Origin of the sequence: Staphylococcus sp. EG-SA-18, from assembly GCF_017151825.1 — a bacterium.
GTDB lineage: Bacteria > Bacillota > Bacilli > Staphylococcales > Staphylococcaceae > Staphylococcus > Staphylococcus aureus.
Genome location: NZ_JACYVY010000023.1, coordinates 1 through 25,163, shown reverse-complemented (window position 1 = coordinate 25,163; position 25,163 = coordinate 1). Strand labels below are relative to the sequence as shown.

At 28.9% G+C, this 25,163-nt stretch carries 28 protein-coding genes and 3 pseudogenes; 7 read left to right on the top strand and 24 right to left on the bottom strand.

What is annotated here, in order from left to right:
• Together IDG66_RS07470 and IDG66_RS07465 are read left to right on the top strand one after the other, a co-directional pair.
• Positions 1-604, top strand: a 604-nt coding sequence (locus IDG66_RS07470; RefSeq protein ID WP_017431970.1) for a gamma-glutamyltransferase, incomplete at its 5' end; no start/stop codon positions are given.
• A gap of 248 nt (positions 605-852) precedes the next feature.
• The gene (locus IDG66_RS07465; protein ID WP_000162894.1) at positions 853-1,710 is read left to right on the top strand and encodes a YitT family protein; all 858 of its coding nucleotides are present in this window, start codon (positions 853-855) and stop codon (positions 1,708-1,710) included.
• Between the two features lie 149 nt (positions 1,711-1,859).
• Here IDG66_RS07465 and IDG66_RS07460 read toward each other — a convergent pair whose 3' ends face one another.
• The 8 genes and pseudogenes from IDG66_RS07460 to IDG66_RS07430 form a co-directional block, all read right to left on the bottom strand.
• Positions 1,860-2,471, bottom strand: coding sequence for a recombinase family protein (locus IDG66_RS07460; RefSeq protein WP_000635275.1), 612 nt, complete (start codon positions 2,469-2,471; stop codon positions 1,860-1,862).
• A gap of 94 nt (positions 2,472-2,565) precedes the next feature.
• Positions 2,566-3,009 (bottom strand): hypothetical protein, encoded by a 444-nt coding sequence (locus tag IDG66_RS07455; protein ID WP_000338829.1) that lies wholly within the window; start codon positions 3,007-3,009, stop codon positions 2,566-2,568.
• Between the two features lie 5 nt (positions 3,010-3,014).
• Complete coding sequence (locus IDG66_RS07450; RefSeq protein ID WP_001837412.1) at positions 3,015-3,539, bottom strand: DUF4062 domain-containing protein; 525 nt, start codon at positions 3,537-3,539, stop codon at positions 3,015-3,017.
• A gap of 211 nt (positions 3,540-3,750) precedes the next feature.
• Complete coding sequence (locus IDG66_RS07445) at positions 3,751-3,843, bottom strand: type I toxin-antitoxin system Fst family toxin (protein ID WP_001791613.1); 93 nt, start codon at positions 3,841-3,843, stop codon at positions 3,751-3,753.
• 168 nt (positions 3,844-4,011) lie between these two features.
• Positions 4,012-4,359: an ArsR/SmtB family transcription factor gene (locus IDG66_RS07440; RefSeq protein WP_000119691.1), complete on the bottom strand. Its 348-nt coding sequence runs from the start codon at positions 4,357-4,359 to the stop codon at positions 4,012-4,014.
• 18 nt (positions 4,360-4,377) lie between these two features.
• Positions 4,378-4,995, bottom strand: coding sequence for a cadmium resistance transporter CadD (cadD, locus tag IDG66_RS07435; RefSeq protein ID WP_000616820.1), 618 nt, complete (start codon positions 4,993-4,995; stop codon positions 4,378-4,380).
• 1,208 nt (positions 4,996-6,203) lie between these two features.
• A pseudogene (locus IDG66_RS14180) lies at positions 6,204-6,486 on the bottom strand (protein rep); the annotation flags it as partial.
• Between the two features lie 10 nt (positions 6,487-6,496).
• Positions 6,497-7,173: pseudogene (locus IDG66_RS07430) on the bottom strand (replication initiator protein A).
• A 409-nt stretch (positions 7,174-7,582) separates the two neighbouring features.
• Here IDG66_RS07430 and IDG66_RS07425 point away from each other — a divergent pair.
• The gene (locus tag IDG66_RS07425) at positions 7,583-8,326 is read left to right on the top strand and encodes a DUF536 domain-containing protein (RefSeq protein ID WP_000843757.1); all 744 of its coding nucleotides are present in this window, start codon (positions 7,583-7,585) and stop codon (positions 8,324-8,326) included.
• A 218-nt stretch (positions 8,327-8,544) separates the two neighbouring features.
• Here IDG66_RS07425 and IDG66_RS07420 read toward each other — a convergent pair whose 3' ends face one another.
• Complete coding sequence (locus IDG66_RS07420; protein WP_000466619.1) at positions 8,545-8,730, bottom strand: hypothetical protein; 186 nt, start codon at positions 8,728-8,730, stop codon at positions 8,545-8,547.
• Between the two features lie 148 nt (positions 8,731-8,878).
• Between IDG66_RS07420 and IDG66_RS07415 the strand changes: the two genes are divergently transcribed.
• A complete protein-coding gene (locus IDG66_RS07415; protein ID WP_106873653.1) occupies positions 8,879-8,950 on the top strand; it encodes a type I toxin-antitoxin system Fst family toxin in 72 nt (23 codons plus the stop codon).
• A 238-nt stretch (positions 8,951-9,188) separates the two neighbouring features.
• Here the strand turns inward: IDG66_RS07415 and IDG66_RS07410 are convergent, their stop codons facing one another.
• From IDG66_RS07410 to blaZ, 10 genes and pseudogenes are all read right to left on the bottom strand, one after another.
• Positions 9,189-9,530, bottom strand: coding sequence for a helix-turn-helix domain-containing protein (locus IDG66_RS07410; protein ID WP_000761341.1), 342 nt, complete (start codon positions 9,528-9,530; stop codon positions 9,189-9,191).
• Positions 9,531-9,616: 86 nt separating this feature from the next.
• Positions 9,617-10,477 carry a replication initiation protein gene (locus tag IDG66_RS07405; protein WP_000145511.1) on the bottom strand — a complete coding sequence of 287 codons (861 nt, stop codon included), beginning with the start codon at positions 10,475-10,477 and terminating at the stop codon, positions 9,617-9,619.
• A gap of 383 nt (positions 10,478-10,860) precedes the next feature.
• The gene (locus IDG66_RS07400; protein ID WP_000273005.1) at positions 10,861-11,406 is read right to left on the bottom strand and encodes a hypothetical protein; all 546 of its coding nucleotides are present in this window, start codon (positions 11,404-11,406) and stop codon (positions 10,861-10,863) included.
• Between the two features lie 93 nt (positions 11,407-11,499).
• Positions 11,500-12,129, bottom strand: a pseudogene (gene mobV, locus IDG66_RS14175) (MobV family relaxase).
• Between the two features lie 237 nt (positions 12,130-12,366).
• Positions 12,367-12,993, bottom strand: coding sequence for an ABC transporter ATP-binding protein (locus tag IDG66_RS07385; RefSeq protein ID WP_000593103.1), 627 nt, complete (start codon positions 12,991-12,993; stop codon positions 12,367-12,369).
• Between the two features lie 11 nt (positions 12,994-13,004).
• On the bottom strand, positions 13,005-13,316 hold the full coding sequence (locus IDG66_RS07380; protein ID WP_000831610.1) for a YxeA family protein: 312 nt from the start codon (positions 13,314-13,316) through the stop codon (positions 13,005-13,007).
• Positions 13,317-13,319: 3 nt separating this feature from the next.
• The gene (locus tag IDG66_RS07375) at positions 13,320-15,254 is read right to left on the bottom strand and encodes a bacteriocin-associated integral membrane family protein (RefSeq protein WP_000713729.1); all 1,935 of its coding nucleotides are present in this window, start codon (positions 15,252-15,254) and stop codon (positions 13,320-13,322) included.
• 74 nt (positions 15,255-15,328) lie between these two features.
• On the bottom strand, positions 15,329-15,622 hold the full coding sequence (locus IDG66_RS07370; RefSeq protein WP_000726502.1) for a lactococcin 972 family bacteriocin: 294 nt from the start codon (positions 15,620-15,622) through the stop codon (positions 15,329-15,331).
• 413 nt (positions 15,623-16,035) lie between these two features.
• Positions 16,036-16,569 (bottom strand): recombinase family protein, encoded by a 534-nt coding sequence (locus tag IDG66_RS07365; protein ID WP_001823239.1) that lies wholly within the window; start codon positions 16,567-16,569, stop codon positions 16,036-16,038.
• Between the two features lie 368 nt (positions 16,570-16,937).
• Positions 16,938-17,783 (bottom strand): penicillin-hydrolyzing class A beta-lactamase BlaZ, encoded by an 846-nt coding sequence (blaZ, locus tag IDG66_RS07360; protein WP_000733289.1) that lies wholly within the window; start codon positions 17,781-17,783, stop codon positions 16,938-16,940.
• Positions 17,784-17,889: 106 nt separating this feature from the next.
• Between blaZ and blaR1 the strand changes: the two genes are divergently transcribed.
• Complete coding sequence (gene blaR1, locus IDG66_RS07355) at positions 17,890-19,647, top strand: beta-lactam sensor/signal transducer BlaR1 (RefSeq protein WP_001096385.1); 1,758 nt, start codon at positions 17,890-17,892, stop codon at positions 19,645-19,647.
• Positions 19,637-20,017: a penicillinase repressor BlaI gene (gene blaI, locus IDG66_RS07350; RefSeq protein ID WP_001284653.1), complete on the top strand. Its 381-nt coding sequence runs from the start codon at positions 19,637-19,639 to the stop codon at positions 20,015-20,017. The genes blaR1 and blaI overlap by 11 nt, the downstream gene beginning before the upstream one ends.
• A gap of 261 nt (positions 20,018-20,278) precedes the next feature.
• Here the strand turns inward: blaI and IDG66_RS07345 are convergent, their stop codons facing one another.
• From IDG66_RS07345 to IDG66_RS07330, 4 genes are all read right to left on the bottom strand, one after another.
• The gene (locus tag IDG66_RS07345) at positions 20,279-20,827 is read right to left on the bottom strand and encodes a recombinase family protein (protein WP_001837446.1); all 549 of its coding nucleotides are present in this window, start codon (positions 20,825-20,827) and stop codon (positions 20,279-20,281) included.
• Positions 20,828-21,068: 241 nt separating this feature from the next.
• Complete coding sequence (tet(L), locus tag IDG66_RS07340; RefSeq protein WP_001574277.1) at positions 21,069-22,445, bottom strand: tetracycline efflux MFS transporter Tet(L); 1,377 nt, start codon at positions 22,443-22,445, stop codon at positions 21,069-21,071.
• 33 nt (positions 22,446-22,478) lie between these two features.
• A complete protein-coding gene (locus IDG66_RS14300) occupies positions 22,479-22,541 on the bottom strand; it encodes a tetracycline resistance efflux system leader peptide (protein ID WP_012779615.1) in 63 nt (20 codons plus the stop codon).
• 103 nt (positions 22,542-22,644) lie between these two features.
• On the bottom strand, positions 22,645-23,157 hold the full coding sequence (locus tag IDG66_RS07330) for a protein rep (RefSeq protein WP_224860114.1): 513 nt from the start codon (positions 23,155-23,157) through the stop codon (positions 22,645-22,647).
• 169 nt (positions 23,158-23,326) lie between these two features.
• On the opposite strand from IDG66_RS07330, the gene IDG66_RS07325 reads away from it, so the two are divergent.
• The gene (locus tag IDG66_RS07325; protein ID WP_075111657.1) at positions 23,327-23,887 is read left to right on the top strand and encodes an LOG family protein; all 561 of its coding nucleotides are present in this window, start codon (positions 23,327-23,329) and stop codon (positions 23,885-23,887) included.
• Positions 23,888-24,737: 850 nt separating this feature from the next.
• Here the strand turns inward: IDG66_RS07325 and IDG66_RS07320 are convergent.
• Positions 24,738-25,163 (bottom strand): protein rep (locus IDG66_RS07320; protein ID WP_200625790.1); only part of this gene is annotated, 426 nt, incomplete at its 5' end.

Genomic DNA, 25,163 nt, shown 5'->3' with positions numbered 1-25,163 from the left:
TTCAAATATGTATATAAGTAATAAATATAACAATCAAAATACATCTGACTCTATTAGCGATAATAGTGTTAAGAAAACGAGTACTTTACACTTTGTAGTCGTTAACAAACAAGGTCAAATGACGAGTACGACAAATACACTATCAGGATACTTTGGGTCTGGTAAATATATGGATGAAGGATTCTATATGAATAATTCCATGACGAACTTCTCTGATAATAAAGATAGTAACAATTATCATGCTAAAAATACTGTGCCAAGGTCATATATATCTCCAACAATTATAGTTGGACCAGACTACTATATGGGAATTGGTAGCCCTGGTGGAAATAAAATACCAACTATTCTTAATGAAGTAATTATTGATTACCTTAGAGGTAATGGATCGTTGCAAGATAGTATATATAAACCTAGATTTTATAATGATGGTAATACAGTACATTTTGAAAAAGGGATGAATAAAAAGTATTTAGATATACTTCAAAATCAAGGTTACAATATTAAAGAAGAAAAAGATAATCCTAATTTTGGAAGTGTTCAAGCAGGTATTTATCATATTAAAAATAAAAAAACTGAAATTGCAAATGATGTAGGAACCAGATAAACTGATTTAAAATACACCAATCTTCAAAATTTTAGAGATTGGTGTATTTTAATATATTTGTAAATGCCTTGGGAAATTTTTCATTTATTTACTTTGAGTATTAGACGCTGATTAAACATTAAATTATCTTTTTTAGAATTTTGTTTAAAAAAATATGATATCAATCATTAACACCAATTTCATTAAATTGATAAAACAAGTTATAATATAGGTGAAGACTTTTTAATAATAAAAATAGGAGTTCAAAAATGACAAAAAAAATGGTGATTATATCATTCGGCAGGATTTTACTTATTATAATTGGGGCACTTATTACAGCATATGGTTTGGAATCTATATTAATCCCAAATAACGTTTCTGACGGAGGAGTCACAGGGATTAGTATTGTAGGTTCCACTTTGTTTGGTTTACCTTTAGGAATATTAATAGGAATAATCAATTTACCATTTATATGGTTAGGTTATAAACAAATCGGACGTAAGTTTGCTATATTTTCAATAATAGGTATCTTATCATTATCTATATTCACTTCGATTATGCATCATGTACCAACAATTATTGAAGGTGATTCACTACTTATTACTGTAGTTGGTGGAGTTGTTATTGGATTAGGCATGGGTCTTGCCCTTAGAAATGGTGGGGCATTAGATGGTATAGATATGTTAGCCGTTTTATTATCTAGAAAGTTACCTTTCGGAACAAGTGATTTAATTTTATTTCTCAATACATTCGTATTTATACTTGTTTCTACTGTTTTTGGCTTTAAAGGTGCCATTTTATCAGCGCTCGCATATTTTATTGCTTCAAAAGTTATACATATTATTGAAGAAGGACTAAGTGGTTCGAAAACGTTTAAAATTATTACAAAAGATTATGACATTATGAATAAAGAAATTAAAGAAAGACTGGGAAGGTATTGCACATTTACAAAAGTGACTATTGATGAAGAAAATAATTCATTTGTAGAAATTTCTTGTGTTATTAATAAACTCGAAGAACAAAAACTTAAAGAAATTATAAATGATGTAGACCCAGACGCATTTATCGCAATATATGATACAGCAGAAGTTAAGGCTGGAAATATGAAAAAATCAGATATATATTAAAATTACGATAAATAAAAAGCTACCAGTTATTAGGTAGCTTTTTATTGGTTCTCTCTTTTCTTGTTTTAATATTAAAATCTCAGAATAATTGATCACCATAAGTTTTCAGACGCTGTGAGAAGCTCTCATTTGCATTGAAAAACCGTTTATTAAAACAAATCATCGTTATCGTGTTTAATTCTATAAACAGTTTGTCTTGTAATATTCACTTCTTTCGCAATTTTACTAATCGCTTTGCCTTCCTCTAACATTTCTACAACACGATGATAGATAACACGTTTTTGAGGATCTTTCGCATTGGGAGAATATAATAAAGGTCGTCCTTTATATACGCCTTTCTCTTTCGCAACTTGAATCCCTTGAGCTTGTCGACGTTTACTTTCATTTCTTTCTTGTTCTGAAACCATTGCTAATATCTGTATAATTAAATCTTTCATAAATTTATCTAATAATGGATTACCAATGACTTCATTCATCATTGGTAGACTGGTAATCATCAATTGTACTTCTTTCTCTTTAAGATAATTAACGGTATTAATGACTTCATCATAATTACGACCTAAACGATCAATTGATTCCACGACAAAACGATCTCCCATTCTCACAAAGTTCAATGCTTCTTGAAAGACGGGTCTGTTTTCTATAGATTGACCTGATTGTTTTTCTGTAAAAATTTTTTCAGCACCAAATGTTTTTAAATTTTCAAGTTGTCTTTCTAAATTTTGATCTACTGATGATACCCGCGCATAGCCCACAATCATTTAGTTTCACCTCATAATTAATATACACCCTAATCATACATTTTAATTGCTGTAATTTCAACAATTCATTTTGTATGATTAGGGTGTACTTATATCATTCATATAAATGTTTATTTATACCCTCAATAAAAATATTATATGCTTTTAAGCACCTATCACATTCCTTATAAAAATGTTTATTCAATCCTTTAATATCGACTAGCGTAGCCTTATAATTTTTTTGTAACAATTTTAAATCCTCTTCGTAAAAGCTTAATTTAAAATGACCGGCTTGAGCTAATGGCTTTTTTCCTTGTTTAATTAAAATCAATATGTTTTTTAAATGTTTTAAAAAGTTTTTATAATCATAAACTTTTATTTTCATGAATGATTTATGTGGATTATTTTCATAATTTAGCAGGTAGTTTTCTATATCTTCAATATAACTATCATCAAATGGTGTGTGCTGGAAATAAAAAGTTTTTACATACATGAATATTTTATAAAGTTCTTCTTTCAAAAAATCATATGTATCTAAATCTCTTTGTATAGCATCCAATTTTTTTATTTTTTTACATTTTTACCACAATCCTGTACTCTTATCCATCCACTATTTTCTTTAATTTCACTAGGTACACTTTGCATTAAAGTCTGAGATACTTTACTTTTTAATTCCGAAATATCATTAATATTTGGACTAATTAGTCTATTTTCTTTAACTTTTGTCTTAAACTCATCTAATTTTTTAGACTTTTCCGCGGATTCGGTAGATGCTTTATTCATCTCAAAAACATATATAGGTTTACCTAAAGATTTAGCAAAATTGTACTCCATTTCTGTATAGCTAATATTTTCTTCACTATCAATTGTTCCATAACTAGAACCTAACAATAATATCACTGCATCTGATTCATTGATCCATTGTGTTATTATTTCCCATTGGCTTTTACTACTTGAGTTAAAAAGTTCCATACCTGCTGGAATATTATTACTGTTTAAAACTGCTTCTACTACTGCTTGACGCTCTTCTATTAAATCTAAATAAGTTGATGAAATAAAAATTTGATATTTAATTTTAGTATTACTCATATATGCTCCTTTAATAAAAAATCAATTTACATAAATATATCATATGATAATATCCAAAAAGACTACTTAAAATATTATCTTTTTGCATTCCTCTACTAACCAGTGTTATAATCTAGATAACGAAAATGATTAACAATTAATGCACCAATCCCCACACTACTGCAATAGTGTGGGGATTTTTTCGATGCTGGCTTATAAAGTCGCCTATTAATTATTTGTTGCGTTTACTAAGCCAATAAGTATAATACGCAACAGCACAGCCACTGATGACTGGTGCTATGATGTGAACGAAAATGATTAGCAAAGTAATGCACCTCCTCTCTGCGTCTGAATTGACGCCTGAGAGATAGGCGACCTGTATATTATATCATCTCCGAATATACGATGATAGATAACTTCCGATAAGTCGTCTTATGTTATATAACTTTGTTTTTTATAGTATCAAGACAAGAAGAAACTCGTTTCACTCGTTTCAAAAACCCTCCTGATTTTTAGAGAAAAACTCTCTTATTTCATCGTCTTTAATAAAATAATATGCCATCTTTCCATCTTTATAAAAATCAAGTACCTCATTTTTATATAAAAGCCTTAAATGATGTGAAGTTGAAGCAACACTCATTTTCAATATCAAAGAAATATCACAAACACACAACTCATCTTCTTTAATCAAAGATAATATGATTTTCAATTTCTTCTCATCACAAATTTTTTCTAAAATGTTAAGTAATTTCTTAGATTTATCATCTTCTAAAAAACTTAAAGCATTGTTAACTTTATCCTCATGTACACAGATCACATCACAAGTATTTTCATAACTCATATAAAATCACACCCTAAATTAAAATATAAATCCTAAAATTGTTTGAATAGTGTCATTTTCAATAATAATAAATAAACCTAAAGCTATATAAATGATAGCCATAATCCAACGACTAAATTTCTCAACAATTTCTCCAATTCCTGGGATATTAGCTAATTTTTGTGCAGTAAACACCAAGAAGAAAATTAAAATTAAAAAGACAAACAGAGTAAGTAATAAATTAGTAACACTTAATGTCACAAAATAAGGAACAAATAAACCAATATTATCGGCGCCACAACTTGCTATCGTAACAATTGCAACCGTACCAACTAATTTAGACAATCCTTTTTCATTCAATTCTTTTTTAGCTCTCTTTTCTCCTTCACAATCATCATAAATAGCCACTTTAATTCCAAGATAAATTGGTATTAAACCCAATAAACCTAATATCCACTTTTCTGGAACATAATTTAATACAAAAGCTAAAAACAAACTAACTAATATTAAAATAATAGACCCTAAATATTGACCAACATAAATATTTCTATATTCTTTTCTAGTCTTTGCTCTAGCAAAAAATATTAATAAAATTACTAATAAATCAACTGCTGTAGCAATATAAAGAACAGCAGCAGCAACAACCGTTTGAATCATAATACACCTCATTCAAAAATATTTTTGAATGTATTATAACTTATATTTTTAAATAATCATAGGTGCTTTATTCCAATTGCTTTATTGACGTTGAGCCTCGGAACCCTTAACAATCCCAAAACTTGTCGAATGGTCGGCTTAATAGCTCACGCTATGCCGACATTCGTCTGCAAGTTTAGTTAAGGGTTCTTCTCAACGCACAATAAATTTTCTCGGCATAAATGCGTGTCTATGCGTAGACATGGAGACACTTCAGAATTATGGAGTGATTACATGAGTTTAACTATTTTTCTTTATTCAGTTTTAGGAAGTTTATTAGCAAATTATATCTACGAAAAATCTTCAAAATAAATAACTTTTTCGGTTCTACTTTGTACACTTTATCTACCTGGTAGACCTAATTGTTATTGCTTTACAGGTCTAAAATTCGTCGTTATAATCTAGTTAAATCCCGTAAGGGCGCACTTATACGTCGGATAAATCGACATGTGCAAAAACGTAATCGACCTTCGTCGATTTTTTTATTTCAAAATTAAAGAAACGGCTTGAGATATTCCGAGCAGTTATAAAAATTAATTTGCGTTGAATATTGCTACTACATTCTTGAAAAAGTGATGTAGATTTATAGCCCATAACTTTTTTGAATTACATCGACGATACGGCGTCGAAAGAAAAAGCTACCTCACTTTATCTGGGGGGGCTTTTATTTTTTATGCCCTTATTTTGAATTTTAAGAGGGCATTTTAAAGATTTAGGGGTGATTCATATAGTTTTATCTAAAACTTATATACGCTTTTAAAACGCAAATATGAGCCAAATAAATATATGCTATTTTCAAAAACAAAAATTTGAGCAAAAACAATAACTATTTTTTAGACACTGCCCATTTACATGCAAATTAAAAATTAGCATAAAATTCTTTAAAACTTCCCCACGTTCTTCTAAATTCCTGCAGGGCTTTTCTTATCAAAAACTTAGAAATTTTAATTTAACTCTAAAATCTCCGTAAGAGCATAAGGGAAATTTGTCCCCATCAATGAATGGGGGATCTGGCAAAGCCAGATATTTCAAGGCTTCGAAAATGTTTTTGTGTGGGGTCATAAAAAGCTCAAGTGTCACACTTTTGTGACACTACATACAGCATTTGTCACAAAAATAAGACAGCACTTTTTTTACAAAAAAGTAATAAAAAAAGACATCAGTTATCACTAATGCCTTAAATAATAATTTTGCTTTTCAAAATTGCCGTAATCGAATGTGCCTTTTCTTCTTCATTTGCTATTTTATCTTCATCACTTGTATTAATTAAATTGCCATCTTCAGCATCGTCTAAGTTTAAAATTTTATGTTTTTATTTAAGCAATCCACCATAACTTAACATACGTTTTCGATACAAATCTTTTTCTAGATCACTGACAATTTCTTGATTTTTTCATCGCTATCAGTTAAAAAGTCAGATGATTTAACGAAATATTTTGATGTATCTTTGATTGTTATAAAATCATTTGAATGATTGATTAAAGATATTATATTGTTTCATGTTTTTACGGCGCATATAAAGTGCATGTGTTTCTTCAAATTCAGTTAAAATTGTTTGCATTAAATAACCTTGCATTGACTTGAATGATTACTAATTTCATTTTCGGACTCTATATCATTCAAGTCATTCATATCATTTATTTCAGTATTGTTAGATTCAGTATAGCTAAGTTCAGTATCATTAGATTCTGTTTTATCGACTTCTTGAAGTCGGTTTTTCCGACTTCCTTGCCATTGCTGCTCTCAACAGTGTTTTCTTGCTTTTGAATTTTATAAATATCATCTTCTGTTACTTCTGGTTTAACTAAATAAAGTTTATTTGTCTTATTTAAACCTTGTCTTTCTTGTAGTAGTAATTCGGCTTCAATTAAGTTCTTTCTTTATTTTAATTACTTTATCTTTTTTACAATTTAATATATTTTGTGGGTTTTCATTTTTGTAATAAAAATAAATATTACCTGTTTTAGAATCAACCCAACCATTTTTAATTGATAAATCTAAACGATCTCTAAGAATACCCCATGCCATTTTTGCATCATTGGATAACTTGATATATTTAGGATTTGTAAAAAATACTTTCGGTATTTGATAAAACTTTTCTCTGTATTCCTCATTTATGTTGTAAAGTTTAATTGACATAATAAAAACCTCTTTCCGAATTTTAGTTTGGTAAGAGGTAATAAAACGCTTACATTTTTGTGTTTATTTAATAATCTAGGTGCTTGCACTAAGATATTATTCATTATATAATCTAAGTATCGAAAATTATATAAATAAACAGTTTCTAAACGTTTTATTACCAAACCCCGACTATTACCAGTAGTTGGGGTTTTTGTTATATTAAGGTTATTATAGCACTTTGAATAAACTTAAAAAAGGGAAAATATAGGTTTATAAACCTTTGATAAACACCATAAACCCTTTACAAACCCTTGATAAAAAGGTTGGCGAATTTATATTTTTATTTGTCGATTACTTTATTATTAATCGTTATAAGCTTATAATATTTTACTAAGGGTTTATAAACATTTTATAAAGGGTTGATGATATGAAAAGTGTAAAAAGGTTGAGTGAAGAATTAGGGGTTAGTAAGCAAACGATTTTTAATAATATTAAGAGATTGAATATAGAGACAATAAAACAGGAAAACACTTCGTTTATTAAAGAAGATACCGATATAGAAAAAATCATTCAAAGAGTAAATGAAAATAAAAAGAAATATGGTTTTGAAAGTGCTACTGAAGACAAACAAAAAAAAGAGTCGGATAATATTAATTTTGAATCTAAAAGCGATGCTCAAATAGTAGAAATACTTAAAAATCAGATTAATACTTTAAATAATCAAATTGAAAAACAAGAAAGTCGTCATGAAACAACAATTGAATTTTACAGAAAAGAGTTGCAAGAAAGATCAAAATTGCTTGAGAATCAGCAAGTTCTGGCATTAGAGAGTAATAAAAAGATTCAAAAATTAGAAAATCAATTAGAAAAAGAAAAACACCTTAATTATCCCTTTGATACATCTACTAACGCTAGACAAAACGTTGATGCACAAGAAAAAACATATACTACTAGTCCTGTAAATATTAACCGAGATCAGGAAGAAACTAAAGAAACAGAGATTCAATATAAGGATATATCTGGAAGTCAAAGCGACGAAAGTACACAAGGTGAAGAAGCACAAAGAGAAGACGTTTCAGCTAATCCAAATGACAATGATAGTGATATAGAAGAAAAGAGTGAAGAAACGGAAGCTAAAAAGGGGTTTTGGAGTCGTCTATTTGGTAACTAATTTTAATTAAAAAGGTACGACAAGTTCATAAATTAGCCGTGCTTTTTTATGTGAATTGAACTTCTGATAATCATCGATTATATTAACCAAACAAAAAGCCATAAATGCCTATATGACGGCATTTATGGCTTTTTACTTTCATTATCTTTTATGCATCTTTTATACATCGTTGATTTGACGCGTTTTCATTCTTTTGCATTGGCAAGTATTTTGTATCTTTATTCAGTTACTATTTCTTTTCTCCAACCTAACAAACCATCTTTAACTCTAATAATATGTTTGCCACGCCAAACACTTCTTACTTCGAAATAATACCATTCCCCGTTTTTGTTGAGGAAATAAATATCTTGATAACCTTCTTTAATGACATATTTTGTAGCTTCTTGTCTTTGATCGCCAAACATTATCAATCCCACCCTTATATTTATTTATCTTTAATATATAACAACATTTATTAATATTCATGTTATTTCATGGAAGGAGAGATTTGTTATAATGTGAAGGTCGTCTATCTCTCAGATGTCAATTCGGCGTAGAGAGGAGGTGCGATTTATGAATGAAATTCTTGTTCACATCATGACAACGGCAATCAGTGGTTGTCTCGTTACGTTATTTGGTTATTAGCTCCATAAACGTGATAAAAAATAATATAGACGATTAAAGCCAATTCACCAAAAAACCCCGAACTACGGCGAATAGTTCGGGGTTTGGTGCGTTTACAAACGAAATTCTTGTTACTTTTAGTATATATTTCATATTGCCTTTTGTAAACTCTTCTATTCTTATCAATACATTTCAAGGTGTCGTAAAAATACTTTCCTTTTTCATATTGCCTGATGTGCATTAAATTTTGATTTTAAAATCAACCCATGAACGAATGAATGGCCCAAACTAAAAATCCGGCAACAGGAAAGAAAAGCCACCAAAAATCATAAAGAAAATCAACTATGGAAGGTACCCTGTTACTCTCTCTATAATTTCCCTCTAAAATAACTTTTTTAAAACGTGCATCTCCTTTAATTAAATGCTCTAAAGAGATTCCGAATAAATCGCTCATAGCAATCAAAATATCTAAGGAAGGATAGTTTTTGGCACTTTCCCATTTAGAAACACTTTGTCTGGAAACCTTTAATATATTGGCTAATTCCTCTTGAGACCATCCTTTTAATTCTCTCTGTTCTTTTATAGCTTCAGCTAATTTCATAAAATCACTCCTTAACTCAAACTATAATTAAAATAATTGAAAAGTCACGATACTTTTAGTTAACCAACTCGCAACGAAAAGTTGCGTTATTCCCAATTCAGTTCAAGTTGTTTTAAAAAATCCTCTCGTTCTTTCTCTAATTGTGGGTCGTAATCTTTTTGAGGTTGCTTTTCATATGACCGTTCTTCTAACCATTTAGGCGTCTTTTCACGCCTCACATATTGTCTTGATTTATCTATCTTGGACATTTGAGGTTGTCGTTTGTTATGAATGCGTTTCTCAGCGTCAAATGTGAACTCTATCCATTCAATTTTACGCCCTTTTTTCGCTTTGATTTTATTGATAGTAAGATTATTAAATATAGAACCTAATTCAATAATAATAGGTTTAAAAACATTTTTGTTAATATCAGTCATACGATAAGATTTAGGTATATCTAAACGATTTTTAAAATCATCGATGTGAATTTTTAAATAGCCTGTATGTTTGTATTGTTTAAGTAATCTAAACATATTTTTAGAATATGTAGATTTAAGCCTAGTCATTTCTTTTAATTCAAATTTTGTAAAATTATTAGTAATTGAATTCAATATGTGTTTTAAATTTGAAGAAGTTGATATTTCTAGATATTGTTCTCGCTTATGGATTCTATAATGATTGAATAAAACGAATCTTTCTATTACATCATCATCTTCATATCTAATGGTTAAATTCAACATCTTTTTATACACATTATCTAAATCATTAGCAAATCTATTAATATTACGTGTTTCTGGACTATAATTACTTAATTTTTTTAATTCATCAAAAGACAAACGTAATGTATTAGTATCTTGCTCTTTTAATTTATTACACATCGCAAAAAATAAATTAATTTCAGTAGCTGTAAATCGCCTTAATGGAACTAAATTCATTTCATTTTTATATACAACTGTCTCTCCTGTCATGATACAGCCCCCTTTATTACGAACCTAAAGGAGTATCGTTTGAATATACACTCCCATTTGAAAACTTTTATTCACAATAAACTACTTTATTATCAATGTCAAACCATAAAAGGAGTACAACTTTTTAAAACACTCCTTTTATGTGGCAAAAACACTCCTTTTATGTGGCAAAAACACTCCTTTTATGTGGCAAAAACACTCCTTTTATGTGGCAAAAACACTCCTTTAGGCATTGAAATCCCTTGTTGCTCTAGGGCTGAACAAGCCCCTAAAAAGGTTTTTAAAAAGATTTATAAAAATATATTAAAAAGTTCGAGGGGGGCTACCTATTTTTCATCCTAAAAAATAATTAACCTCAAACAAATGCATTTAAATATCTATTTTTATAATGTATAACCATCTTCTCTATCTTCTTTAAAAATGATTTCTCGTTCTTGTGCTTGATATTTCTTCTTAAAGAACTGTTCATCATTGTTATCTATCGTCATTACTTCACGTATTTTAGAATTGTCTAAATGATTATCAATATGATTTATTAGTGTATGATAACGCTCTTCTTTCATCATACTTTTAATGATTTTAAAAACTTGATTGAATAACTTAAGCGTATAATTTAGTTCTTTATCTTTCTTTTCATTCTCTGACAACAAATAATTATAACGTTGTGCTAAATCATTAAATTCTTCAACCAGCTTTTCATTTTCCATATGGACACTAGTCAATTCATTAACTAAACTTTCATTTTGTTTCTCTGCTTTTTTTAATGACTTCCCACTTTTAATACATTCATAATCATCTAATATCATCTGTGCTGCTTTAATTTGTTTAGTGTATTTTTCAAAATCAGTTTTAGTAATTACAATATTGCCTGTTTCTTGCTTCTCTTTATGAAACCATCCACCTACATTTTTAGTTTTAATTTCATACATGACACTCAGAAGCTTTTTAAGCGTATCTAATGATTTTTGGTAGTTTTGTATCAATTTATCATTTTCTTGCTTTAAATAATCCTCTATTTGCTTCTAGCGCATATGCATTTGTTTATGATATTCTGTTTTTTGTTTATAACGGCTAACTTGATCATGTTTTTCTTTTGTAAGTTGTCTAGAAATTCCTCGTTTTAAATCATAGCCTTGCTTATTAATATACGTATTGAATCTATCTTGGAATTCGGTTAATGCTTTTTTATTACCTACAACTTCTTTCGCACTTAAACGTCCATCTTTAGTAATAGGAACTACGCCATAATGCATATGTGGTGTTATCTCATCCATATGTACTGTCGCATATAAAAGATTTTCTTTACCGTATTCTTCTTCCAAGAACGCTTTAGCATGCTTAAAAAACTATTTTGTCTCTTCTTCAGATAATTGATTAAAAAACACATTATCTGATGTAATTAATCCATCAATATGTTTAATGGCATCTGTTCTAATTTTGCGTTTCCCTTTATAATTTTTTTCGATTTTCTCATCAATTTTTTTATTAAAATCAAACTTAGTATCATTGACTAAATCATAGTTTAAATATGACTTACTTAAATCAATATCTATATTTTCATAATTTTTATTTTCTCTTTGAATATGTCTTTGAATACCTCTTGTATTTGTTTTTGATTTCACTTTAACAACTCGAATAATTGAATAAGACATAATAAATCAACTTCCACTGCATATGATTATAACACCTAAACACAGAAAAGTTTTAACATACTAGACTTATTAAAAACCAAATAAGTCATTAAAAACGTGTGCTCTGCGAGGCTTGTTTTTTATCATCATAAAAAAGGACTGGAAAATCCAGTCCTTAAATTAAAAAACTCAAAAGTAATGACTAATCATATTTCATATTGTTTTTTCTCTATGTATGGCTATACCTATCAATATTTCTTAACTTCTAAGCTCAGAAATATTGACTATGACATCAAATCGTTTCGCAAGCTCTAAATCATGCGTTACGACAATCATAGTTTTATTTTCATCAAGTAGCTTCAATAATAAATCAATAACTATTTTTCCATTTTTCGTATCTAGTGACCCAGTAGGTTCATCAGCTAAAATGATTTTCGGATCTTTTAATATTAATCTTGCCAATGCTACTCTTTGTTGTTCACCACCGCTTAGAGAACTAACAATTCTCTTGATATCTAAATCTAGGCCGACCTTTTTTAATACTTCTTTCTTTAAGTTCATATTATCTTTTTTATTCTTTTTGAACTTTAGGGCTAAATCTAAATTTTGACTGATTGTTTGATTTTCAAGTAAAGCAAAATTTTGAAACAAATACCCTAACGTATATCTATAAAAATCGACTTTCTTTTTTAGTAACTTATCTTCAATATATATGCTTCCTTGTGATACATCTTCGAACCCAGCGATTATGTTAAGTAAAGTAGATTTTCCAGCGCCACTTTCTCCAACTAAAGCATATGATTTTCCTTTTTCAAAATTAAAGTTACATCCGTCTAAAATGTTTTTATTACCTTTTTTTACAAAAACATTTTCAAGTTTTATCACTATCGGTCACCTCATTTTAAAAAGCTAGGAATATCTTTTGTAATGTATTCTATCGAACGCACATATTTCCCTTTATGATTTACTTTCACATATTCTTTTGTAGGATCATAACCTAAAAAATCCAATTTATAACTCTTTTTTTCTCCATTTTTAGAGTATACAGTTATATTTCTATAGTCCTGGGTATCTTTTGGAACTTTGGCATAAGATACTTTTTCTTTTAACAGTGGGTTAAAACGATCTAAATGCTCATTTCTAACCAATAACAGACTAAGTATGATGATTAATAGTACAATTGTTACAATAATTAAAGTTCTTTTCATTGTTTAAATCTCCCTCATTAAATCTTTAAAGTATTTTTCAAGATATTTAATATAAGCAATTTGAAGTAAATGTTGAATAATAGCAATAGACATTATTATGAATAGTAATATCTTTGAACCAAATAAAATATGCGTAGTGTAAGCTAACATAATAGAAAGTAAGATAGAAATTGTTAAATAACGTACATTACTGCTGAATAATGAATAACCATGAATTTTTCTTAATAATAGTTGCTTTTTATTCCAGCTAAAATATTGAATTGTTTCAAATACAGTAGCTATCAAAAGAATGAAAACGTTAATAATAATAGTAACTATTGTTATTATCATTTTTGTTTTCGTTTCATTTAATTCATTTAACACAGAATCCTTGTAATTAGTTATACCGCTAATTTCTTCTTCTAGGTGATTATCTTTAAGCAACTGTTTAAGTGTATCTAAATCTTTAAATAGATATCCACCTTGAGAAACAGCAGCTAAATAAAAATCTCCTGTTAAATCGTCAAGTGTCAACAACATTACTATTGGAGAATCTAGATACCCAAATTTCAAATTAGTTGTGCGATCAAAAGAAAAAACAGATACGTTTTTTGACAGTACTTGCACATCTACTTTTTTGTTTTGTTGCTTTTGAAAGTCAATCCATCCTTGGTGATTTTTTTGAATTTCAGATTTTTGATATTGTAACCTTGGAGGAATAAACACGTTTATTTTATCCGAATGATTGTCAATCATTTTAAAATCATGATTTATATTTTTATAGAAATTCAGAAAATTGTTATTGATAAAAAAGACATTGCCATTTTCAGGAATGTAATTGTTTTTATCGGGATTGGCTATATTATTATTCTTTAAAAGCAATCCACCAAGTTGTTCGCTTTTCTTAATTAAATTGTATATATTAGTTTCTAAAATTTGTTTTTCTTCTGAATTTCTAATATTAGGAGAAATCTCTAATGTATAGTAATTATCTAACTTTTGCCAGATTTTTTCAGAGTCATATATATTCTTTAACTTCGTATAAGCATTTAAATTTTGTGCCAGTAAAAAAGATAGTATTAGCACCATGATACATTTGGTGAAGGTACCCATAAATATTGAAAACTTATATCCTTTTTTCCCTTTTAAGATTAATGGAATACTTAACTTCAAAAGAAGACTATACGAAATCAGCCACAGCAATGTAGTAATACAAGCAAAAACAAAAAGCAACACGATAAATCTACGAATAAACATTAAGAAATCCAATTCTAAATTGGCTATATGAATGATTAATATATTAGCAATAAAGAAAATAGCGGTAAGTACTAGCCAATAAATGATTTTTATATGAATATTATGAAAAATAATGCGTGTAGTTGAAAAGCCATGTAGCTTTTGAATAGCATAAAATTTCAAATTATATCCTCTGTCATATAAGAAGTACAAAAGATATAATACGCCTAAGAATATGAAAGGCACTAATAAATCATTATCTATGACTAATTCAAAAAATAATATGTTTCTATTTATGTATTCAACTTCAGATGTTAAACCAGCTTTTTTTAATTCACTCGTAAGCTCTTCTACATTGAAATGTTCACCAATAATATAATACTTTCCTTTTATCTCTCTGTTTAATAAATCTGATGGAGTTAAAAGTGATGTTTTATTACGTATAAAGTCAGAATTATTTCGTTTTGAGTTGAAAACAAAAAATTCTTTTTTATTATCAAAATCTTTAACGGATTTAATTATTTGTATATTTTGATTTTTGGCGCCTGATTCAATGACATCTAACACTTTTGATTTACTGTTAGATTTATCCCAATTAGAGATTGTTAAAATATTGGAACTTTCAGGTATAATTTCTTCATTTTCTTTGAAGAAAAATAAAAATAATAGCCCTGAAATTAATAATAAAGTACTAAAATCTAAAAATAATTTGAATTTTTTCATATTGCCTCTTTCAAGAGAATAGACAGAATTAAGTTTACTTAATTCTGTCTATTCTCCTTAATTAATATATGTAATTAGTGAAGACTATAAAATGTTTTGTTTCCACCCCAAGCCTTTGGAGCAGATGCCTTAGATTGAACACCAGGTCGAGCAACACCACTAAAAGATGAATATTTCCCTACTGCTGTTGAACCATGATTTCTTTTATTGTGACTATAATAAGACCATACGTAATGTTTTCCAATACCATGGCTCCAAACACCACCAGCTACATGTACTGTTGCAGCTTCAGCTTTATAAGTTACACCTAATAAAGTGCCGAATAAGATTGTACTAGCAATACAACTAGAAACAAATTTCTTTTTCATAAAAACACCTCCATTTAATATTATTTATTTATTATAGCAAAAATAAATAAAATAGAGAATGAGTAAAAATAATCTAAAAGTGTTTTTTCTGCTCTGTTGCTTGTTTTGTTCATCTATATATAATATTAATTCTATTATCCTTAAATTAACTATCATTAAACAACGATATGACAATGTATAATAAATACAATTTCACTACCTATAATTCAACATTATATAAACTAAAGTATTTCAAATAATTAACTGTATTAATACTCTCATCATGATTGCGTTATAAACGTTCGTTAATGAGAAAAAGAGAGAGCATATTTACGCTCTCTTTTCTTGTCTTATTATTAAAAACTCATAATAGATTATAATCATCTGTTTTGAGACGCTGTGAGAAGCTCTCAGTTGCATTGAAACAAAGTTTATTAAATCAAATCATTATCGTTTTTAATTCTGTAAATCGTCTGCCTTGTTATATTTACTTCTTTCGCAATTTTACTAATTGATTGGCCTTCTTCTAACATTTCTACAACGCGATGATAAATAATACGTTTCTGTGGATCTTTAGCATTTGGTGAATAAAGTAAGGGGCGCCCTTTATATACGCCTTTTTCCTTCGCAACTTGAATTCCTTGCGCTTGTCGACGTTTACTTTCATTTCTCTCTTGTTCTGAAACCATTGCTAATATTTGAATAATTAAATCTTTCATAAACTTATCCAGTAATGGATTGCCAACCACTTCATCATAATTACGACCTAAACAATCAATGGATTCTACTACAAACCGATCTCCCATCCTCAAAAAGTTAAGTGCTTCTTGAAGTACTGGTCTATTTTCAATAGATTTCCCAGACTGTTTTTCTGTAAATATTTTTTCAGCACAAAACGTCTTTAAATTTTCAAGTTGTCTTTCTAAATTTTGATCGTTCGATGATACTCTCGCATAGCCAACAATCATTGATTTCCATCTCATAATTAATATACACCCTAATCATACGTTTCAGTTACTATAAATTCAACAATTATGTCACTTTGCTTGATATATGAGAATTATTTAACCTTATAAATGAGAAAAAAGCAACGCACTTTAAATAAGATACGTTGCTTTTTCGATTGATGAACACCTATAATTAAACTATTCATCTATTATTTATGATTTTTTGTATATACAATATTTCTAGTTTGTTAAAGAGAATTAAGAAAATAAATCTCGAAAATAATAAAGGGAAAATCAGGTTTTGATATCAAAATTATACATGTCAACGATAATAGAAAATATAATACAAACTATAAGATGTTATCAGTATTTATTATGCATTTAGAATATTAAAATTCCTTCATTACACTCTTGGCGGTTTCACTTATCAACTTATCATTTGGCTTATCACTTTTATTGTCTTTATTCGTAAAAATGACTAAAACAATAGGTTCAGATTGGCCCTTAGGATAAACAAAAGCAACATCATTTCTAGAAGCATATGTTATTGCTTGACCACTTTTATCAGCAACCTTATAGTCTTTTGGAACACCATCTTTAATTAAAGTGTCTCCGTTTTTATTATTAAACATTAAATCAAGTAAGAAATTTTTATTTTTTTTGCTTAATTTTCCATTTGCGATAAGTTTATTTAAAGTCTTGCCGAAAGCAGCAGGCGTTGAAGTATCTTTTTTGCTCTTTGGCGAATAGTAATTTAATTCTATCTCATATCTAACTGGATTTGTTACTTTATCTCCTAGTTCTTTTAGACGTTGTTTAACTTTTTTGATTCCACCGATTTCTTTTATAATTTTATTGTTTGCTGTATTATCACTATATGTCATTGAAGCCTCAATAAGTTCTTTTAAAGTGATGTCTTTTCCTACATATTTTTCTAAAATAGGAGAATAAGCAACTATATCATCTTTGTTAATATGTACTTTTTTATTTAACTTATTATAAGGTACTTGTTCTAACAAAATAGCACTATTTATCGCTTTTGAAGTCGAAGCATAGGCAAATCTCTTATCTGAATTAAATTTTACTTCCTTACCACTTTTAGTATCTAAAGCATAAACACCAATATGAGCATTATATTTTTTTTCTAAATCATTTAACTCTTTGGCATGTGAACTGTTTGAATTACATGCACTTAAAACTAAAGCCATTACAATTAAAAATATTAACTTTTTCAAAATAAACCCTCCGATATTACAGTTGTAATTTTTACAAAACAATAATATTACAATTGTAATATTGATGTCAATTGTTTATTATAAATATTTGAAAGAAGGTGTCAAAATGGCTAAATTACTAATAATGAGTGTAGTAAGCTTTTGTTTTATATTTCTATTGTTAGTATTTTTTAGGTACATATTAAAACGCTATTTTAATTATAGTTTAAATTATAAAGTTTGGTATCTAACTGTGCTTGCTGGATTAATTCCTTTTATCCCAATTAAATTCTCTTTTATAAAATTTAATAATGTGAATAATCAAGCGCCCACAGTTGAAAGTAAGTCACACGACTTGAACCATAACATAATTACCACCAAACCTGTTCAAGAGTTCGCAACAGATATCCATAAGTTTAATTGGGATTCAATTGATAATATCTGCACAGTTATTTGGATAGTTTTAGTTATTATTTTAAGTTTTAAATTTTTGAAAGCCTTATTATATCTTAAATATTTAAAGAAACAGTCACTTTATCTAAACGAAAATGAAAAAAATAAAATAGATACGATACTTTTCAACCATCAATATAAAAAAAATATTGTGATTCGAAAAGCAGAGGCTATTCAATCTCCAATAACTTTTTGGTATGGGAAATATATTATTTTGATTCCTAGTTCATATTTTAAAAGTGTAATTGATAAAAGACTAAAATATATAATACTGCATGAATATGCTCATGCTAAAAATAGAGATACTTTACATTTAATTATCTTTAATATCTTCTCTATTATTATGAGTTACAATCCATTAGTACATATTGTAAAAAGAAAGATAATTCATGACAATGAAGTAGAAGCCGATAGATTTGTCCTTAATAATATTAACAAAAATGAATTTAAAACTTATGCGGAATCTATTATGGACTCCGTATTAAAAACCTCATTTTTCAACAAAAATATATTAAGCCATTCATTTAATGGTAAAAAATCATTACTCAAAAATAGATTAATTAATATAAAAGAAGCCGATCTGAAAAAGCAGTCAAAATTAATTCTAATTTTTATTTGTATTTTTACTTTTTTTATCATGATAATTCAAAGCCAGTTTTTAATGGGGCAATCCTTAACTGATTATAATTATAAAAAGCCCTTACAAAGCGATTACCAAATTTTAGATGAAAGTAAAAATTTTGGTTCAAATAGTGGATCTTTCGTTATGTACAGCATGAAGAAAGACAAATACTATATTTATAATGAAAAAGAAAGTAGAAAAAGATATTCTCCTGATTCAACTTACAAAATTTATTTAGCACTGTTTGGACTTGACCGTCATATTATAAGTGATAAAAATTCACGTATGTCATGGAATCATAAACATTATCTTTTCGAGTCTTGGAATAAGGAACAAGATTTAAATACAGCAATGCAAAATTCAGTTAATTGGTACTTCGAACGTATTAGTAATCAAATACCAAAGAACTATACTGCGGCTCAACTCAAGCAATTAAATTATGGTAATGAAAATTTGGGAAGTTATAAAAGCTATTGGATGGAAGATAGTTTGAAAATATCTAATCTTGAACAAGTAATAGTTTTTAAAAATATGATGGAACAAAATAACCATTTTAGTAAAAAAGCAAAGAATCAATTATCTTCTTCATTATTGATTAAGAAAAATGAAAAGTATGAACTGTATGGGAAAACAGGTACAGGTATAGTAAACGGGAAGTATAATAATGGGTGGTTTGTAGGTTACGTAATTACAAATCATGATAAGTATTATTTTGCTACACATTTATCAGATGGAAACCCGTCTGGGAAAAATGCTGAATTAATAAGTGAAAAAATATTAAAAGGAATGGGTGTTTTAAATGGCCAATAAGCAAGTTGAAATATCTATGGCTGAATGGGATGTTATGAATATAATATGGGATAAAAAATCAGTATCAGCTAATGAAATTGTAGTTGAAATTCAAAAATATAAAGAAGTTAGTGATAAAACGATTAGAACATTAATCACAAGACTATATAAAAAAGAGATTATAAAACGATACAAATCAGAAAATATTTATTTTTACTCATCAAATATTAAAGAAGACGATATTAAAATGAAAACTGCTAAAACCTTTCTTAATAAACTGTATGGAGGGGATATGAAAAGTTTAGTGTTGAATTTTGCGAAAAATGAAGAATTAAATAACAAAGAAATTGAAGAATTGCGAGATATTTTAAATGATATTAGTAAAAAGTAATTAGAGGTATGTTTCAAACATAATACATATGTAAACTATGCTTGACTCTTATTAAATTAGTTTTGTTAATGACATTTAAAATATATTATTAAAGATGAGAGTGTACAGAAAATAACTGTTTTCTGTACACTCTTTCTTCATAATCCAAAATCTATGAATATCAGTATATAATATGTTCAAAAACTCAACATAAAATCAATGTTCATAAAATGATTTAGATACACCTATAAGAGCCTTAAGTAATATATTTTTTCATAGAGTTTAATCTTTAAGCATCCTATATACTGTAGAACGACTTACCCCTGTTTGTTTCGCAATTTCTTCTCCTGTAAGTTTTTGCTCATCGTATAGAAACTTAATTTCTCTTTTCTTATGGTCAGGTAATGAAGGCCTCCCGCCTTTTCGCCCTCTTGCTCGTGCTGCTTCTAATCCTTTTTTCGTACGTTCACTTAATAAGTTAGCTTCAAGTTCAGCGAATGCACTCATCATAGTAAAGAACATCTTGCCCATCGCATCTTTCGTTGATACATTCATATCAATAATATGTAAATCAATGCTGTTTTCATCGAACCATTGGGATAACTCAATTAATTGTTTCGTTGTACGTCCAAGACGATCTAGTTTATAGATAACTAGAATATCTCCTTCCCGTAAATAATCCAAACACTTATCAAGTTCCGTTCTTTTCGTTTTGCGACCACTCGCTTTCTCGCTAAAGATACGTTCACAACCATATTCCTCAAGTGTATCAATCTGTCCATCAAGACTTTGATCTTGTGTTGATACACGTGCATAACCAATTTTAGCCATTTGAATACCACCTCTTTTAATCGTTTTATGAGTACTTACTAATGAAATCTAGTTCTCGATGCAAATAAACACGTCTCTCATCGTCTAAAAACTCATGATTTTTGATATTTATGATACATTGATTATAACACAAGTTTATAGACTTAAATATCCAAGAAAAACCTCTTAATATTAAGTTAAGAGGTTTTGTGTCAAAAACGATCAATTTTGAACTCTCTCCCAAAGTTGATCCCTTAACGATTTAGAAATCCCTTTGAGAATGTTTATATACATTCAAGGTAACCAGCCAACTAATGACAATGATTCCTGAAAAAAGTAATAACAAATTACTATACAGATAAGTTGACTGATCAACTTCCATAGGTAACAACCTTTGATCAAGTAAGGGTATGGATAATAAACCACCTACAATTGCAATACCTGTTCCCTCTGATAAAAAGCTGGTAAAGTTAAGCAAACTCATTCCAGCACCAGCTTCCTGCTGTTTCAAGCTACTTGAAACAATTGTTGATATAACTGTTTTGGTGAACGAAAGCCCACCTAAAACAAATACGATTATAATTGTCATGAACCATGATGTTGTTTCTAAAAGAAAGGAAGCAGTTAAAAAGCTAACAGAAAGAAATGTAACTCCGATGTTTAACACGTATAAAGGACCTCTTCTATCAACAAGTATCCCACCAATGTAGCCGAAAATAATGACACTCATTGTTCCAGGGAAAATAATTACACTTCCGATTTCGGCAGTACTTAGCTGGTGAACATCTTTCATCATATAAGGAACCATAGAGACAAACCCTGCTACTGTTCCAAATATAATTCCCCCACAAAGAACTCCAATCATAAAAGGTATATTTTTCCCTAATCCGGGATCAACAAAAGGATCTGTTACTTTCCTGATATGTTTTACAAATATCAGGAATGACAGCACGCTAACGATAAGAAAAGAAATGCTATATGATGTTGTAAACAACATAAAAAATACAATGCCTACAGACATTAGTATAATTCCTTTGATATCAAAATGACCTTTTATCCTTACTTCTTTCTTTAATAATTTCATAAGAAACGGAACAGTGATAATTGTTATCATAGGAATGAGTAGAAGATAGGACCAATGAATATAATGGGCTATCATTCCACCAATCGCTGGACCGACTCCTTCTCCCATGGCTACTATCGATCCAATAAGACCAAATGCTTTACCCCTATTTTCCTTTGGAATATAGCGCGCAACTACAACCATTACGAGTGCTGGAAATGCAGCTGCACCAGCCCCTTGAATAAAACGAGCCATAATAAGTAAGGAAAAGAAAGAATGGCCAACAAACCCAATTACCGACCCGAAACAATTTATTATAATTCCAAATAGGAGTAACCTTTTGATGCCTAATTGATCAGATAGCTTTCCATATACAGCTGTTCCAATGGAAAAGGTTAACATAAAGGCTGTGTTCACCCAGTTTGTACTCGCAGGTGGTTTATTAAAATCATTTGCAATATCAGGTAATGAGACGTTCAAAACCATTTCATTTAATACGCTAAAAAAAGATAAAATGCAAAGCCAAATTAAAATTTGGTTGTGTCGTAAATTCGATTGTGAATAGGATGTATTCACATTTCACCCTCCAATAATGAGGGCAGACGTAGTTTATAGGGTTAATGATACGCTTCCCTCTTTTAATTGAACCCTGTTACATTCATTACACTTCATAATTAATTCCTCCTAAACTTGATTAAAACATTTTACCACATATAAACTAAGTTTTAAATTCAGTATTTCATCACTTATACAACAATATGGCCCGTTTGTTGAACTACTCTTTAATAAAATAATTTTTCCGTTCCCAATTCCACATTGCAATAATAGAAAATCCATCTTCATCGGCTTTTTCGTCATCATCTGTATGAATCAAATCGCCTTCTTCTGTGTCATCAAGGTTTAATTTTTTATGTATTTCTTTTAACAAACCACCATAGGAGATTAACCTTTTACGGTGTAAACCTTCCTCCAAATCAGACAAACGTTTCAAATTCTTTTCTTCATCATCGGTCATAAAATCCGTATCCTTTACAGGATATTTTGCAGTTTCGTCAATTGCCGATTGTATATCCGATTTATATTTATTTTTCGGTCGAATCATTTGAACTTTTACATTTGGATCATAGTCTAATTTCATTGCCTTTTTCCAAAATTGAATCCATTGTTTTTGATTCACGTAGTTTTCTGTATTCTTAAAATAAGTTGGTTCCACACATACCAATACATGCATGTGCTGATTATAAGAATTATCTTTATGGTTCTGTTGCAAAGTTAAAATTATATGCACATCTATACAAAACTATAAAAGCAAATATTGTTTTAACAGTAAAGAGTTTTGTTAGTATTAATTATTTTTCGTTTTTCAGTATAAATATTACATGATTTTTAACTTTGCAACAGAACCAAATTACTTCTATTTTTGATAACATAAAAAATAAAAAAAGGAGTAATAACAAATGAATATTATCGTCTATTGTGGAGCGAGCAAAGGAAACAAAAAAGAATACGAAAATAGTGCGATTCAATTAGGAGAATGGATAGCTAAAAATAATCATACTTTAGTATTTGGTGGCGGAAATGCAGGACTAATGGGTACAATCGCAAATACTGTAATACATAACAACGGAAAAACAATCGGTGTAATGCCTACGTTTTTACAACAAAGAGAGTTAGCTCATGACAAATTAGACGAACTAATAATCGTGGAAAGTATGTCAGAAAGAAAAGAAGTTATTTTAGAAAAAGGCGATGTATGTATAGCTCTTCCCGGTGGTCCTGGAACTTTAGAAGAAATCACTGAAGTTGTATCATGGTCAAGAGTTGGTCAAAACAACAACCCGTGTATTTTTTTCAATACAAATAATTATTATTCACTTATCGAACAATTCTACGATCAAATGGTTTCAAACGAGTTTTTAACTCAGGAAGATAGAGATAAAATACTATTCTCAAATTCATTCCAAGAAATCGAAGAATTTATAAAAAACTATAAAGCCCCAAAAGTTAGAAGTTATTAATCAAAGTTGCTTTATTCCAATTGCTTTATTGACGTTGAGCCTCCGAACCCTTAACAATCCCAAAACTTGTCGAATGGTCGGTTTAATAGCTCACGCTATACCGACATTCGTCTACAAGTTTAGTTAAGGGTTCTTCTCAACATCAATAAATTTTCTCGGCATAAATGCCGTGTTATAATTAAAATATCCTTTCTGTTTTTCTCGAATTATTTTTCCACTTTTATCATCCAAAAAGTGAGTAAGAGCTACCTAAATTTTAAATGGTGGCTCTTTTTTTATATTCTAATTTATTACAAATCAGAATACCTTTATTTTTAATTTTAAGGCGGTATTTTGAAAAATTAGAGTCATTCATATAGTTTTATACCCAAAAACTTATATTGGCTCTTAAAACGCAAATAAGAGCCAAATAATTATATTTTAATTTCACAAACAAAAATTTGAGCAAAACCAGTGTCGAATTTTTAGACACTGCCCATCTACATGCAAATTAAAAATTGGCATATAATGGCTCAAAAATTCATCAACTTTTTTAGTTCCTGCAGGGGCAATTTCTTTCAAAAAACACCAAATTTTGAATTGGCTCCAAATTCTTTGTAAGAGCATAAGGGAAATTTGCTACCATTTTGAATGGTAGGTCTGGCGAAGCCAGACATTTCAAGGGATACAAGATTTTCAATCTGCTACCACTTTTTTATTTTTGTACCCCGATTGTACCCCTACAAATTGCGATTGTACCCCGGTTGTACCCCTATATATTGTGTCTGTACCCAGTTTGTACCCAGCCATTTTTAACGTATTTTCAACAAAAAAACGCTAGCTTTTTGCTAACGTTTAAGAAAATTTATTTTTATTTTTCTTCTTCAATTTCATCAATCATTTGATGATTAATTTCTTGTTTTTCACTCTCTGTTAAATCAAAAATTTCACTCGCTAAATACTCTTTTTTATTCCAAGTATAAAAAATTTGATAAATATATTCGGTCGGATCAACTTCTTTTAAGTAATCTAATTCGCCATTTTTTAATTTCTTTCTTGCGTCTTTAAACAGTCCAGAATAAACAAGAACTTGTTTTCCTTTTAACGCTTTATAAAATGCATCGAACACTTTTTGATTAATTAAATAGTCATTATCCTTACCAGAATATTTAGCCATTTCGTAAAGTTCTTTATTATTATTTTGCTTAACTTTTTGTATATGTACTTGTGTGATTTCAGAATTTCCTGTGACATCACGCCACATTTCTAGCCATTCTTTTTGACTAATATAAGCTTT

Coding starts and splice junctions, on each gene's coding strand:
- IDG66_RS07465 (WP_000162894.1), top strand. CDS start 853: ATGACAAAAAAAATGGTGATTATATCATTCGGCAGGATTTTACTTATT.
- IDG66_RS07460 (WP_000635275.1), bottom strand. CDS start 2,471: ATGATTGTGGGCTATGCGCGGGTATCATCAGTAGATCAAAATTTAGAA.
- IDG66_RS07450 (WP_001837412.1), bottom strand. CDS start 3,539: ATGAGTAATACTAAAATTAAATATCAAATTTTTATTTCATCAACTTAT.
- IDG66_RS07440 (WP_000119691.1), bottom strand. CDS start 4,359: ATGAGTTATGAAAATACTTGTGATGTGATCTGTGTACATGAGGATAAA.
- cadD (WP_000616820.1), bottom strand. CDS start 4,995: ATGATTCAAACGGTTGTTGCTGCTGCTGTTCTTTATATTGCTACAGCA.
- IDG66_RS07425 (WP_000843757.1), top strand. CDS start 7,583: ATGAAAAGTGTAAAAAGGTTGAGTGAAGAATTAGGGGTTAGTAAGCAA.
- IDG66_RS07420 (WP_000466619.1), bottom strand. CDS start 8,730: ATGTTTGGCGATCAAAGACAAGAAGCTACAAAATATGTCATTAAAGAA.
- IDG66_RS07410 (WP_000761341.1), bottom strand. CDS start 9,530: ATGAAATTAGCTGAAGCTATAAAAGAACAGAGAGAATTAAAAGGATGG.
- IDG66_RS07405 (WP_000145511.1), bottom strand. CDS start 10,477: ATGACAGGAGAGACAGTTGTATATAAAAATGAAATGAATTTAGTTCCA.
- IDG66_RS07400 (WP_000273005.1), bottom strand. CDS start 11,406: ATGTATGAAATTAAAACTAAAAATGTAGGTGGATGGTTTCATAAAGAG.
- IDG66_RS07380 (WP_000831610.1), bottom strand. CDS start 13,316: ATGAAAAGAACTTTAATTATTGTAACAATTGTACTATTAATCATCATA.
- IDG66_RS07375 (WP_000713729.1), bottom strand. CDS start 15,254: ATGAAAAAATTCAAATTATTTTTAGATTTTAGTACTTTATTATTAATT.
- IDG66_RS07370 (WP_000726502.1), bottom strand. CDS start 15,622: ATGAAAAAGAAATTTGTTTCTAGTTGTATTGCTAGTACAATCTTATTC.
- IDG66_RS07365 (WP_001823239.1), bottom strand. CDS start 16,569: ATGATTGTTGGCTATGCGAGAGTATCATCGAACGATCAAAATTTAGAA.
- blaR1 (WP_001096385.1), top strand. CDS start 17,890: ATGGCTAAATTACTAATAATGAGTGTAGTAAGCTTTTGTTTTATATTT.
- blaI (WP_001284653.1), top strand. CDS start 19,637: ATGGCCAATAAGCAAGTTGAAATATCTATGGCTGAATGGGATGTTATG.
- IDG66_RS07345 (WP_001837446.1), bottom strand. CDS start 20,827: ATGGCTAAAATTGGTTATGCACGTGTATCAACACAAGATCAAAGTCTT.
- IDG66_RS07325 (WP_075111657.1), top strand. CDS start 23,327: ATGAATATTATCGTCTATTGTGGAGCGAGCAAAGGAAACAAAAAAGAA.